This is a genomic window from Campylobacter helveticus, from assembly GCF_002080395.1.
GTDB classification, from domain to species: Bacteria; Campylobacterota; Campylobacteria; order Campylobacterales; family Campylobacteraceae; genus Campylobacter_D; species Campylobacter_D helveticus.
On record NZ_CP020478.1, the window covers coordinates 1,011,326 to 1,024,474 of the forward strand.

Annotated in this window: 15 protein-coding genes; 3 read left to right on the forward strand and 12 right to left on the reverse strand. The window is 31.6% G+C overall.

Annotation, left to right across the window (positions count from 1 at the left end):
* Positions 1-6: 6 nt before the first annotated feature.
* Genes CHELV3228_RS05435 through CHELV3228_RS05490 form a run of 12 tightly spaced genes read right to left on the reverse strand, consistent with a single transcriptional unit; the run spans position 7 to position 10,420 of the window.
* Positions 7-1,473, reverse strand: a complete 1,467-nt coding sequence (locus CHELV3228_RS05435; protein WP_082199895.1) for a conjugal transfer protein TraH — start codon at positions 1,471-1,473, stop codon at positions 7-9.
* Positions 1,461-1,997, reverse strand: a complete 537-nt coding sequence (locus CHELV3228_RS05440) for a S26 family signal peptidase (protein WP_082199896.1) — start codon at positions 1,995-1,997, stop codon at positions 1,461-1,463. Before CHELV3228_RS05440 ends, CHELV3228_RS05435 begins: the two co-directional genes overlap by 13 nt.
* On the reverse strand, positions 1,975-4,482 hold the full coding sequence (locus tag CHELV3228_RS05445; RefSeq protein WP_082199897.1) for a TraC family protein: 2,508 nt from the start codon (positions 4,480-4,482) through the stop codon (positions 1,975-1,977). The genes CHELV3228_RS05440 and CHELV3228_RS05445 overlap by 23 nt, the downstream gene beginning before the upstream one ends.
* Positions 4,479-4,931 carry a hypothetical protein gene (locus tag CHELV3228_RS05450; RefSeq protein ID WP_234981004.1) on the reverse strand — a complete coding sequence of 151 codons (453 nt, stop codon included), beginning with the start codon at positions 4,929-4,931 and terminating at the stop codon, positions 4,479-4,481. Before CHELV3228_RS05450 ends, CHELV3228_RS05445 begins: the two co-directional genes overlap by 4 nt.
* Entirely contained in the window at positions 4,928-5,410 is a 483-nt protein-coding gene (locus tag CHELV3228_RS05455; RefSeq protein WP_082199898.1) for an SH3 domain-containing protein, read from the reverse strand. The genes CHELV3228_RS05450 and CHELV3228_RS05455 overlap by 4 nt, the downstream gene beginning before the upstream one ends.
* Complete coding sequence (locus CHELV3228_RS05460; RefSeq protein WP_082199899.1) at positions 5,379-6,308, reverse strand: SH3 domain-containing protein; 930 nt, start codon at positions 6,306-6,308, stop codon at positions 5,379-5,381. Before CHELV3228_RS05460 ends, CHELV3228_RS05455 begins: the two co-directional genes overlap by 32 nt.
* Positions 6,305-7,069, reverse strand: a complete 765-nt coding sequence (locus CHELV3228_RS05465; RefSeq protein WP_082199900.1) for a DsbC family protein — start codon at positions 7,067-7,069, stop codon at positions 6,305-6,307. The genes CHELV3228_RS05460 and CHELV3228_RS05465 overlap by 4 nt, the downstream gene beginning before the upstream one ends.
* 3 nt (positions 7,070-7,072) lie before the next feature.
* Positions 7,073-8,419, reverse strand: coding sequence for a TraB/TrbI/VirB10 family type IV secretion system protein (locus CHELV3228_RS05470; RefSeq protein WP_082199901.1), 1,347 nt, complete (start codon positions 8,417-8,419; stop codon positions 7,073-7,075).
* On the reverse strand, positions 8,416-9,198 hold the full coding sequence (locus tag CHELV3228_RS05475) for a TraK domain-containing protein (RefSeq protein WP_082199902.1): 783 nt from the start codon (positions 9,196-9,198) through the stop codon (positions 8,416-8,418). Before CHELV3228_RS05475 ends, CHELV3228_RS05470 begins: the two co-directional genes overlap by 4 nt.
* Positions 9,195-9,779, reverse strand: coding sequence for a TraE/TraK family type IV conjugative transfer system protein (locus CHELV3228_RS05480; protein WP_082199903.1), 585 nt, complete (start codon positions 9,777-9,779; stop codon positions 9,195-9,197). The genes CHELV3228_RS05475 and CHELV3228_RS05480 overlap by 4 nt, the downstream gene beginning before the upstream one ends.
* Positions 9,780-10,085: a type IV conjugative transfer system protein TraL gene (gene traL / locus CHELV3228_RS05485; RefSeq protein WP_082200759.1), complete on the reverse strand. Its 306-nt coding sequence runs from the start codon at positions 10,083-10,085 to the stop codon at positions 9,780-9,782.
* A gap of 50 nt (positions 10,086-10,135) precedes the next feature.
* A complete protein-coding gene (locus CHELV3228_RS05490; RefSeq protein ID WP_082199904.1) occupies positions 10,136-10,420 on the reverse strand; it encodes a hypothetical protein in 285 nt (94 codons plus the stop codon).
* A gap of 240 nt (positions 10,421-10,660) precedes the next feature.
* On the opposite strand from CHELV3228_RS05490, the gene CHELV3228_RS05495 reads away from it, so the two are divergent.
* From CHELV3228_RS05495 to CHELV3228_RS05505, 3 genes are read left to right on the forward strand one after another with little or no spacing between them, the layout of a single operon-like run.
* Positions 10,661-11,470, forward strand: a complete 810-nt coding sequence (locus CHELV3228_RS05495) for a hypothetical protein (protein ID WP_082199905.1) — start codon at positions 10,661-10,663, stop codon at positions 11,468-11,470.
* Positions 11,445-12,935 (forward strand): UvrD-helicase domain-containing protein, encoded by a 1,491-nt coding sequence (locus CHELV3228_RS05500; protein ID WP_082199906.1) that lies wholly within the window; start codon positions 11,445-11,447, stop codon positions 12,933-12,935. The genes CHELV3228_RS05495 and CHELV3228_RS05500 overlap by 26 nt, the downstream gene beginning before the upstream one ends.
* Positions 12,932-13,141, forward strand: a complete 210-nt coding sequence (locus CHELV3228_RS05505) for a helix-turn-helix domain-containing protein (RefSeq protein WP_082199907.1) — start codon at positions 12,932-12,934, stop codon at positions 13,139-13,141. The genes CHELV3228_RS05500 and CHELV3228_RS05505 overlap by 4 nt, the downstream gene beginning before the upstream one ends.
* Positions 13,142-13,149: the final 8 nt, after the last annotated feature.

The following is a 13,149-nucleotide window of genomic DNA, read 5'->3' on the forward strand; positions in this document are numbered from 1 at the left end:
TATCCTTTATTTTCCACTTCCATAATTAAACATATCACTAGTTCCATAGTAATTAATAAGAACTTTTTTAATAGAATCAAGTTGCTCTATATTATCTTTTAATTGTTCGCTTAAATTTCTCATAATACTTTCAGTTTCAGTCCTTACAGAAACGATTTGTCTATTAAATGTCTCAATATCTTGTCGATGGTCATTCACAAAATCTTTATCAGTAAGTTGATAAATACTAATGCTTCTTCCAAATTCTCTAAATAACTCATCAACAAAAGAATTTATCATCAATAAAGAGACAAACTCATACACTGCATCTCCACTTCTAAAATTTGTAGCGGCGTCAATATTTAAAATATCAGCAACAGGCAATGGTGCAGAAGAAATAAATTTCTTTTGTTCGTCATTTAACGGTGTTCCAGCCTCAATAGCATTTCTAATAGCTTTAAATTTTTCAGCAAGTATAGTTTTAACACTTTTATCAATTTTAATTGTGGTTTCCTCATATGTAGGCTCTTTATAGACTCCATTAACCTCCTCTAGTTTCCATTTAGCAACTTTGAGTTCTTTATTAAGTGCATTCCCATCATCATTGCTCCATAATATATTAATAAGCTCTTTAGGACTTGCCGACGGTAATATAATCACAGCTTTATTTGGGTCAGTTTCATCTTTTCCATCAGCAGTTGTTCCATCTTTTGTATAAGCATAGAAATCACCAAATAATGCCCTTAAAAGAGTTTCATATTCACCGTCTTTTACTCCAGCTTGTCCAAATGCTTGAGCGAAAAATGCGTCTTTGCCTTTTTCCATTATTTTTCTAATAAGGGAACCTTGCTTTAAGATTTTTACCGAATTCTTTTCATCATTCGGATTGCTTGGTCCATTATTAACATAATTTACAAATTTATCAATTTCTTTTCTTGTCCCCTCAGCTGCAGCACTAAATGATGAAATCCAGCTATTACTTAAGCCTGTTTGATTATTTGTGCTTAAAACATCACCCAAATGCTTACTCCAATTTTTAGTCATTTGACAAGTATCAAAGTTCATACTATTAATAGCATTTGCTATTTTTTCAAGCTCACTCATAATGGTTTGACAATCCTTACAAAGTGTAGAAAGAGCTATTTGAAAAGCAAAAGCTGGAGCAGCGGCGGCTATTTTCTTTAATTTCTCTACTAGATATTCAAAATTAAGATAAGAAAAACCCCCAAATACCATATCAATTCCACTACAACCCACATTAAAGCTAGGGACTGTTACATTAAATGGGCGTATGTTTTCACCACCACCCCATCTTATCCTAGCACTTCCGCCGCTAAGAAAACCTGACGCTTGAGATTTGTAATATCCTGAATTCTCGCTCGTAATTGAAGTGCCTAAATTGTTTTGTAAAAAATTTGACATACTTGCTGATGAAACGCTCATCGCCATACAAGTAATTATAGAAATTTTCACCACATTTTTCATATAGCCCATATTGCAACTCCTTTAATATCTTTTTTATTCACAAAGCCCCAATATCTACTATCAAAACTTCGCTCGTGTGTTCCCATTACAAAAAATTGATTGTAAGGGATAGTGCCATTAAAGATAAAATTCTCAACACTTTTCCCCTTAATATCCGTATTTTTAGCCTTTCCTAAAAATACTCCATCGCAGTAATAGGATAAATGTTTTGTTTTAAGAGTTTGCCCTCCTTGACACTTTACATATTTTCCAAAACTTGAACCTTTATCAAAATATCTTGTTTGCACGGGCAGAGTAAAATAAATTAAAGTATCATTTAGATTTTCATCTATTTTCTTTTTATAAACAAAAACATCTTTGTCGATACTTTTTGTATGAATTACCCCTACACCATAGAAATGAGAAACAAAAGAAATAATTGTGTAAAACGCTAAAAACACAACTATAGCAATCAGTGTTTTATCGCACAACTTTTGGATTGCTCTTTTATCTCGTGCTTTGTATTTTTCTTTAATTTTTTGCAAGAAATTCAATAGCCTCTCCTAACGGTATTCCTTGGTCGGTCAATTCTTTTATCTTAGCCTTATCCTTAGGGTCTGTCGTGGTAAGATAGTAGAAATATCTATCCATAACGAGCCTATAAGGAAGCTTGACATCATCGGGTGTCATCAAAAATAACTCTGAATACTCACCTTTTAATGTCATAATAGAACGCAAAATTTCCTTATCTTTTTCACCCAAATCAAAAACCTCAGATTTTAAAAGCATATTAACTGAGGTTTCAGTTTGTTTCATAAAAATTTTATAGGCTGAGTTATTGACAATTACAGTTCCAGCCCTACTTAATCCACCATCTCTAGGATTATAAATATCATCAAAACCCTGTGTTGCTATAATTACGGAGGCATCATATTTTCTAGCTCTTCTATAAGCTTGTTCTATAAAGTCGTCCATTTTTGGATTTTTACCTAAGAAACGGTGGGCTTCATCGATAATAATTTGAATTCTTGAATTTCTATCAGAACTCATATACATAAGCTGATTAATATGATAAATTAAAAGCATAATTAAAGGGTCTCTTAAATCATTATGCCCCTCAAGCCCCTTAAATTCAGTTACTATAAACTCTTTTTTTACATTAAATTCGCACGGACCATTAAAATATTTTCCATAAATACCCTCTTTGCAAAAAGGTCGTAACTGATTTGCAAAATCTTTAAAACGCATATCATCTATTTTAATTAACTCATCTCTAATATCGCTTACTTCCATAGTATTTCCCTTAGATAAAAACAATATTTCCATAAGCTCTTGTATCTTTGATTTAATAAGCTTTTCATCTTCATCAGCCCTATGTTGATTTTTGGAACTTCCCAACATATAAATTAAATCCGATAAATAATTTAAATCCTCCATAAAAGATTCTATATCATCATTTTTAAGACTACTAAAAGGATTAAAGCTTATAGGTTTAAGTGGGTCTAAGGCAAGATATTGTCCGTCAATTGTTTCACAAAGCTTTAAAAACGAATTGTCTTGGTCTATGATAAAAACCCTATCCCCTCTAGCATAAGAATTAAAAGCCAACATATTTAAAAGCACAGACTTACCAGCACCAGAAGTGGCAACCAAATAACCATTGTAATTTGAATTTGAAATAAACAAATCAAGCCCAGCGATTTGAGCCCTTCTCGAAAACAAAATCAAATTTGGAACATTAAGCTTAAAATCTGCCTCAAGAGGTATAAATTGAGAAATTTGGTCTGGAAACATCGAGCGGTATTTAGCCGTAACATCAAAAACATATTCCTTATTAATCCCCATAGGCAAAGAAGCAATGAAATTAAGTTGATGTATGCCTAAAGCCTCATCCAACACAATGGCTTTTCCACCACCTTTGTTCCAATAAGAAATAATCGTATGGGCGTTTAAAGAAGCTTCATTGTAGCTGTCTCCACTAACAATTACATTTAAATCAAAAGCATAAAGTTTTTCTTTTTGATTGTCTATTCTCTCTAAAATAGACACGCTTTCTTTTTTGGCAGCGGCATATTGTCTAAATAAAGTTTCACTCCATTTTTGTGTCAAAAGCATAGAGTGGTTTCTTTTCACACCAGCAGTTCTTTTTTTTGGCAAAGGACAAATAGAAGCCGTAATGAGAAAAGTGTCCTTAAACTGATTATTATCTAATGCCCTACTTATATAATCGCCTAATTTTTCTCCAAAATCACTTATATGAGCTTCTTGAGGAAGGGTTTGTGGGGTTAATGAAATAAAACTTCTACCATCAATTCTAATTTCATCATCTTTAACTAATATTTTTGTGCTAGGCATAATTAATTGCCTATTAATATAACAATTTCTATCATAGGTTGGGATATTATTTAAATCATGATTTCCGTTAAAAAGTTCCCAAAGTATAGGTTTTAAAAATTCAGGTTCCGCTATAACAGGTGAAAAATGGTTTGAGACCAATATGTTTTTAAGATTGTGTTTAAATAAGGTAAGCTCTTCTTTGTTTTCCGATTTAATAGACACCAAAAGAGAATAGTTTTTAAGTCTTGCTGTCATAGAATTTGAAATTCCCTCTTTGGTTTTCTTATAATAAAAATTTCCCATATTTTCAATCGCTTTATGAAGCAATTCATTATTTTCTCGAGAGGCTCTATTAAGGTGCATACTTTTCCAATATTCCACAATATTTTTTATATTTTTGCTTCCTATTAGAGTAAATTGAATAAACATATTATCGGGAAGTTTATTTAGCATTTCCTCTACAGCAACAGCTGTAGATTCTCCCATTCTAATTCTGGGCGAACATATAAAAACAGTCCCATACGAACTGTCATTATTAATATATATCTCTTCCTTAAAATCATAATTCATATAAGGAAGAAAATCTGAAAATTTATATCTTTGCATACAAGAATTCCAAACATTAGTCTGCAACGAACTAATATCCTCAAATGGCTCTTTGATTTGATTAATTTGATTAGAGAAATAATCTTTTAAACTCATCTTGTCCCCACATCATTCATATCAAAGATTCTCTCACTTGAGTCTTGATTGCTTCTAGGGTCGCTTAAAACAAACTCACCCTCTTTGATTTTAATCCAGCTCTCACTATATCCGTGATAAATTCCATCATCGCTGACATAAGGAAAGGTTGTCATTTGAGCGAATAAGGGCTGTCTAAAAAGAGGCATTTTATTAGGTAGCTTTACCATATTCTCTTTTATGGCACTTTGCTGATTACTTTGTGCGAAAGAGGGAGAGTTTTTAAGCAAACCCTTAATAAGTTCATCTTCATCTTGTTTATCTAAATCACTATATTTTAAATCCCCGACTAATAATCTTAACTCACTATCTACACTTGGCTCTTTAACCTTTACATTTTGTTTAGTGGCACACGCACTCAAAAGCAAAGCTGTGCCAAGAATTAATGCCGTGTTTTTTAATATTCTCATTTTTTACTCCTAAAAGAAACCTTACTTGCTTCTACAAACATACCCTCTTCAATCTTATACCAAGCATTACCATAGCTTTCCTCTATGCCTTTAACATAAAGATTTGTCCCTTTTTGCACTGAGCCTACAACCGCTGAAGCCTTATTTGGTTTAGAATAATATTTCGCACTTTCTATGGCTTTAGCAGGGATTATCTTCTTACCCTTTGCAAATTCATTTTTTGCTCTTTGTAAAAAGACAAAGCTATTTTCCTCAACATTTTTAGGCACTTTAATTGAAGCGTTTTGCTCGGCTCTTTTAATGCCTAGCTTATCTTCTAAAAGTTCAATGCGTTTTTCTAGAGCTTGATTGTCTTTATAAAGTTTAATGACAGCCTTTTTTAAGAGCAAATTATTATCTTCTGCACTTAATGGACTTAAGGCAAAGCCCATAGTAAGAGCAATTAAACTAGTCTTTTGTAACAATGCTTTTATGCACATAAGTTCCGTCCTTTAATTTAATCCAGCCTCCTTTTTCATAAAGAGCCTCTAATACTTCGCCTTTAAAGGCTATTCTTAATACGGGTGCTTTACAACTTGCCCCTGCTCTTATATTTGCACTATAAACGCAGACTTTAACAGTGTCATTAATTTGCGTGATTGCTTCATTTGCATTAGGGGAGCAGTTTTCTTGTGTATTTTGAAGTGTATTGTTTAAATCATTTGTTTGTGATGAGTTAATTGAACTATTTAACTCATTTAAACTTGTATTCAAATCTAAAGCCTTGCTCTGATTGAAATCTAGGCTTTGATTATCATCATAAATGACAATACCATCTTTTGAATTTGTGGCATTTAATTCTTTTAGCTCTTTTAAATCCTTATTCTTTTTTACCACCTTTGCATTATGGTTTTTAGAAGTTGAGTTTTGAGTCTTTTTTTCTTTATGATGATTTGATTGTTTGTTGGCATTTAAATCCTTTTTAATCGCTTTACTCTCTTTATCGTTTTCACTTACGATTGCAAGTCCTGCTTTTTCTTTAGCTTCTTTTTCATCGAGGTAATATCTAAAGATAGTTGGAGTTTCGTTTTGAATTTTGCGAATTTCTACTGCTTCAACCATTTCTTGTAGCTTTAGCTGTTTAAAAGCGATATTATCATCACTCATCTTGCTTTTGTTTTGTTCTTTTTTGGCTACTTCTTTAGCGTATTCTTTATTTGCTTTTTTTCTAAACTCTTCCATATCAGAGCTTAAATCATACACCTCACTCACTGAGCCACAAATTCCGTTTTCCTTACCCTTTTCACAAGAAAAGCTTTCTTTATAAGGAAGCATACCGCACCCACAAAGAAGCGAGGCTGTGATAAAAGAAAGTAAGATTTGTTTTTGTTTTATCATTGTTTATCCTTAGTTAAGTAAGAATCAATCTTTTGCATATTTGCCCCATCAATCACATCAATAATCTTGCTTGTGTTTTTCTCTACAACAAAAAGTTTAGGTGTGCCTTGGATATTTAGCTTTTCACCTAAAGCTTTCATATTATTTAATGTTTGCTCGGCTTCTTTAGTGGTTTTTACATCTAAGTCCTTTTGATTGTGTCTAATCGAAACAAAAGCTTCTTTGAAATCTTTAGAACTTAGAATTTGTAAAATCCACTTTGTAGCGTTTTGATGAAAGGAAAGAGGATAAAAATTAATATAAACGCTAACATTATTTTTCATAAAATGCTCTTCTACCCTAGCACAAAAAGGACACTCAGGGTCAGTAAATAAGACAAAGTCATATTTTTTAGAGCCTTGATTAAAGTCTAGCTTCTTAGCATACTGCGTAAGCTCCTTTAAATCCATATCTTTGATTTGAGCTGCACTTAATTCACTTTGCCAAGCTTCTCTTTCATTTGCTGTAAGACTTACTCCTGTATTTGTATAAAGCTCACCGATAAAAATCACTCTTTTAAAAGGATTAACATAGAGTATATTGCCATTTGCTAAGTAAGCCTTATAAAAGCCATCAACTTCAGCCCTTTGCACCTTTTCTATTTTAGTGGAGGGGATAACGCCCTTAACCAAAGCTTCTTCTTGTTCTTCTATTAAAGTTACCGCACTTAAACTAGAAATTAGTAAAAGTGAGCTAAGTGTTATTTTTGAAAGTGTTTGCATATCTTATCCTTTTGTTTGATTGTTTTGAGGTTTTTTATCCTCTTTAGCTTGTTCTTCTAGGGTTTTTAATTCTAAAGTCGAAGTTGTGATGATATTGACCTCTCTACCTGCTGAAATTTCAATCACAGGTGTAACTTGGTCTGCCATTTTTAAATAAAAGTCTGCTAATTTTTCTGCACTTTTTGAAAGTCCTTCAAAGGCTCCTGCTTGTAAGCTTTCTCCTGCGTCCATAGTGCCATTTGTTGTAGTAGTGCCTCCAAAGCCGTTTTGCGTAACGATTTGGTTTTGATTAGCAAAGCTTTCGCCTACCCCTTGTAAAAAACCTGCCACTAAGGTTCTTGCAAGTAAAGCACCTTGCTTGGTTACAACTTCGCCTCTTAAACCTAGCTTTCCATCTTCTCCTGTGGCGGCTCCCTTCATCGCCATATCTATTTTTTGTCCCTTATTTGTTACACAAGAGATATTATTAACCCTTATATAAGCTCTCTCACTTGTTAAATCTCCATAACCCTCACCCATTAAAAAACAATCTTGTATGTCATAGCCAAAATTGTTTGGTAAGATAGAAAGGTCGCTTACTTTCATTAATACAGGCAAAGGCTCAGTTTTAGCCTGAGTCATTGTTGGGGCGTCCATACCTGATAGTAAAACAGCTTTTACTATCGAGCCTGTTGGTATGATATGCCTATCACTCTTTTTTTCTTTTTCTTCCTTAACTTCAGGTTTAGCAATATTTGTAAAGTTAAGAGAGTCCGTTAGAGGTGTGTAGCGAGTTTGTTCGATTTGTTCGAGTTCAGGGACTTTGCCAATATGAGTTAAGCCAAATTTGTTTGGATTTTCTATTTCACTACTTATATTATCCTCATTTAAATAATTAGGCGAAGGAAAATTTGTATATAAGCCTTTATCATTTGTAGGCTTAATGGATAAATTAGGAACCTTATCCTCGTTTGGAGTAATCTGAAGGCTATTCTTAGCCGTATTCTTTTCGGTTCTTTGAGTAGCTTCATTTTCTTTCTTCATATCAGTAATTATCTTTGTAAGCATACTTACTTGTTTTGATAACTCTTCATTTTTAGAATCTAAACTATCAACCCTCTTTTTCGCTAAAGATAAATCATCATTTGCCTCACCCACCCATCTTGTTTTTGCCATTTCATCATCATTTACAAGATTGAAGTTGCCAACATTTTTTTGCTCTTTATTGCCGCCACTATCTGCTAAAAATAATAATGCTCCAGCAACAACTCCAATACCAGCAAAAATTATGATTTTATTTTTTCCCTGATTTTGTTGAGCTTCAGCCGGATTTTTATCATTACTAAAAAATTTCATAAAAGGATTTTTCATTTTTGATTCCTTCCACCCTTAGTAATGATGACAATTTGAGCTTTAGAATAAGGAAGCAAGTGATTAACTTCATTGTTATAATAAATGCTAATTGCTTTTGGAGCTTCCTTAGCAATGCGTATATAATCTTTTAAATCTAAAACAATAGCCTTATCCGTCTTATTCTCCACCTCAAGTAAAGTTGCCCTATATAAAACTCCATCATAATTCATAAGCTCTTTAGTGATTAATGTGCTATTTTTACTTAACACCTTATCAATCTTTTTAGTTTTATATCCTTGCGGTGTGCCACCCTTTAAAATACTTTCAGTGATTTTTGCCATGGTCTTCATATAAGAATCATCACTTTCGTATTTCAAAATCTCTTCTTTACTTGCAGAAAAATCATTAATGATGATAGTTTCAGCTTCCATATCTTTAGGATTAAGAGAAAAAGAATAAGTTTTTGAAGCGGTTACAAAAAACACCTCACTATTTCCTGCCTTATCATAAACAATTTCAGGCTCACCTATGGGTTCGACTTGATTTTTACCTGTAACTCTAACCTTTTCCTTTTGTATAGGTAAAAATTTGATAAAGGCTTGATTATCGCTAATCTTTATATCAATACCCTTTTCCTTAGAATAGGCTACATCTAAGATTTGAGCGGGTAAAACAATTCTATTTACACTGCTATTTGATACATTTATATTGATAATATCGCTACTTGGATTATCGATAATGTTAAGAGCAAAAAGGCTCTTACTTAAAGCGAGTGCAAGTAAAAGGGATTTTTTCATTTTTTATCCTTTGTCTTATCATTTTTTCCTTCTTCAATTAAAATATCATTTAAAACAAATCTACCCTGATTGATTTCATAATGGATATTTACAATACTTTGAGAAGAACGCACAACCTTATCCCCTATAATGTCTTTAACAACACCAAAAACTTTAATCAGTCCTTTTGTATCTGCGTCAATAGCAGAAACAAAAAAGGTTCTGCTAATAGCATTGTCTGTGATATAGTTTGATTGCTCCAAAAGCTTGATTTTTACTTCATTGTAGAATTTAGAATCTACTAAAGTTAAAAGATTTTCAATATTATTATTAGCGTTTTCCTTAGTGATATTTAAAAGATTAAAAGAAACAAACTGCCCCATTTCGTGTAAATAAGTTTTAGAAACTTCATTGCCAGCTATCCAAAATTCTTGATTGATGATTTTTGGAGGCATAAAGACAACTTTTTGAGAGTCTGTTCGTGAAACTATAATCCATATGAGAAAAACAATTAAAAGACTTAAAATAAGCGTTACCGTTCTAAATGTGATATTCTCTAAAAGATATTTATCCATTTTATTTTTATATTTATCAAACAACATTTACGCTCCTAGAAAATATCTCATATAAGAGGGAGGTAAAGTTTTAGGCTGTCTAAGTCCTAACATATAAAGTAAATGAAAGAAAAAGCCTTTGACTTTTGATTTTTTAAGTTTTTCATAATATTTTGCAGCAACAACTCCTATCATAAAAAATACGCTAAAAGCTATTGCACCTTTACCAAACATAATAGCTACGGCAAAAAATATGCAAAACACCATTAATGTATCAACCTCCCAATTCCCAAACATAGGCTTGGTGTCGATAAACTTGTTAATTTCTACATAACCGTTCTGATTTTTAGCCAAATTTAACTCCATAAAATTCAATAATTGATAGGGGCTTAAAGCCCCTACCGTCAAAAAGTCGCAGCATTGATAGTTTCAATAATGGTTGTCCCTTGAGTTACCAACACTGCAAAACCTAGCATTAAGAAAAATTGCAAGATTGAACCTGCAAATGCTCTCCATACGCCTACACAAAAAAGTAGCAAAGCTATAATTCTAGATACATAAGTATCATTTAACCAGCCACTAACCGTGTCCCATAGCCCTTTTGCACCAATACTATCAGTATTACCTGCAAAAGCACTAGTTGCCAAAAACCCTAATATAAAAATTAGGAATACGATATTTTTTTTCATCTTTACCTCAAATGACAATCTTGTAAATCTCTAAACCGACATTTGAATTAGACAAATGAAAACATTTATAGAAAAATATTCCATAAATTACTTGATATTATACATTATAATATTGTAATTTATTCTTAAATATTCTTAAAATTAAAGAGATTATTAAGCGTTAATTTGTATAATTATGATGTTTTATTGTTTTATTTTGAATAAAAATATATTTTAAAATATTATGTAAAAGGTTATTTATTGAAAGATTTTAATGGTAGTTTGTGCTATATAGAATTTAAAAAATCTAAAACAACTTGTAGTATTCAAGAAATTAGACTACCTATTTTTGCACCCATTAAAAAATCAACCCCAAGCTCAACCATTTATAAAGATTTCATTCGAAATAGAAGGACAAGAATATTAAAAACTCAATGGGGAGAAGTTAGCATAAAAGGTTCTTTATTAACTCAAGTTCATAAAGATATTCTAGATTTAATCGTTCTCTTTTCTTCAAAAATAAAGCTTCTAGAAGATAAGAGATTAAGCATATCATTTTCTACGAGCGAAATTTTAAAAAATTATGGAGATATGGGACATAATTATAAATGGTTTAAAAATATCCTTGAAGAACTTATATCCGCAGTTATTATAATCAAGGATTTTAATAACACAGCCTATTATTTTCATATTGTATCTACCATGTTAATTAATGAAAAGGGCGATTTTGGGGGAATTATTTTAAGCAAAGAATATATTGAATTTTACCAAAAAGCTTTAGCTATTAATTATAATAAAGAGATTAAAAATATTGTTTGCATTGAAAACTCTCTTATCAAATCTATAGTGCGTTTTTTTCTTTCTCATAATGAAATTAATATCACGCTCGATAACCTTCTTCTTGCACTTGGATTACAAATACAGGTAAAAGATAGATATTTTAGAAAAATCAAACAAGAATTGAAACAAAATGTTGCTTTATTTGCAAAATTTAACATTATATATAGTTGGGAAAAGTGCAACTTTATATACCAAGGAAATTCGAATGTCAATTTCTTCTCATCAAACTAAAAACTTATTAACCCCCGAACAACAAGCCGTTGTTGATTTTAATATAGAAGATATTTTAATTGTTAATGCTTATGCAGGAACGGGTAAAACTTCTACTCTTATACAATTTTGCGAAGCAAGAAAAGATAAGAAAATCCTCTATCTCTCTTATAATGCTTCAATGAGAAAAGAAGCAGAGACCAAATTTAAACACCTTAGCAATGTAGAAGTTAAAACTATGCACTCTTTAGCCTATGAAGAGTTGGGCTTAAAATACAAAGATAGACTAGGAAGCCTAAGAGCAATGGATTTATACCCTCTTGTGAAAGACTTACAAGTTGAATTTCACTCTTTTTATGCAACAGCCATTTTAAAAACCTTAAGAGCTTTTTGTAATGTTAGCTTACCGCTTAAAGACTTTTTAGAAAATGCTATAAAAAATCCTAAAGACTATGATTTAAATCCCAAACTAGACTTAGCTTACATTACACATAAGACAAAGATTTTATGGCAAAAGCTTCAAAGCGAAACTTGTGCTTTAGCATACGAACACGACTTTTATCTTAAGGCTTATCAACTTAGCAAAGCAAAGCTAGAGTATGATTATATCCTTGTTGATGAGGCACAAGATATAAATGGCTGTGTGATAGATATAGTTTTAAATCAAGAAGCCAAAAAAGTTTTTATCGGCGACACTTATCAAAGTATTTATAAATTTAGGGGAGCGATTAATTCTTTAGAATTGTTAGCAAAAAAGCCAAAAGCCCATACTTTATATCTCACACAAAGCTTTCGCTGTCCTAGTAGTATCGCTAAAATAGCAAATTGCTATTTAAAGATATTGAATGCTCCTAAAGATTTTCAAGGCACATTTAAGAGCAACATCAAACAAGATATAAAACAACAAGCTCTTATTACTCGCACAAATGCGAAACTTTTTGATATTGCTATAGAAAATTTAGATAAAAAGCTTTTTTTAGTCGGCGGAGTGCAAAGCTATAATTTTGATGAGCTTTTAGATATACAAAACTTGCTCTTTAAAAAACAAGAATTTATTAAAAATCCTTTCATTGCTAAATTCAAAGATTTAAAAGAACTTCTTGTCTATATAGAAGAAACCAAAGAAATCGACTTAAGGCAAAAGATTTTTGTTTTATTTAAGTATATTCATAGTGATATTAAAAAGCTCATTAAAGATATAGAAAAAGCTTGTGTTAAAAATGAAAATAAGGCAGATTTAATTCTTAGCACAGGACATAAAAGTAAAGGACTTGAATGGGATAATGTAGAACTTAGCGATGATTTTTTAAACCTCAAACAAATGATAGAAAATAATGAATTTGAGGAAATTACAATCGCAAAAGAAGAACTAAATCTTTTGTATGTCGCCATTACAAGAGCTAAACATAGTCTTAGTATGAGCGAAGACTATGTGTTAGATGAGGGCATAATTAACAATATTAAGGAGAGGGTAGAAACAATATGAAAACAATAAAAATTGTAAAAAAAGATGGTAGTTTTAATGAGCAAAAATACTACACGGTAAAAGAAGTTGCAGATATTTTTGGCATAACGCAAGCAACAGCTATCAAATGGGGAAATGCGGGCAAATTTAAAGTAATGAGATTTGGAAGACAAAGATATATTCTTGTTGCTGAAATTGTAGATTTTCAACAAAAAAGCATTTTATAGGAGTAAGA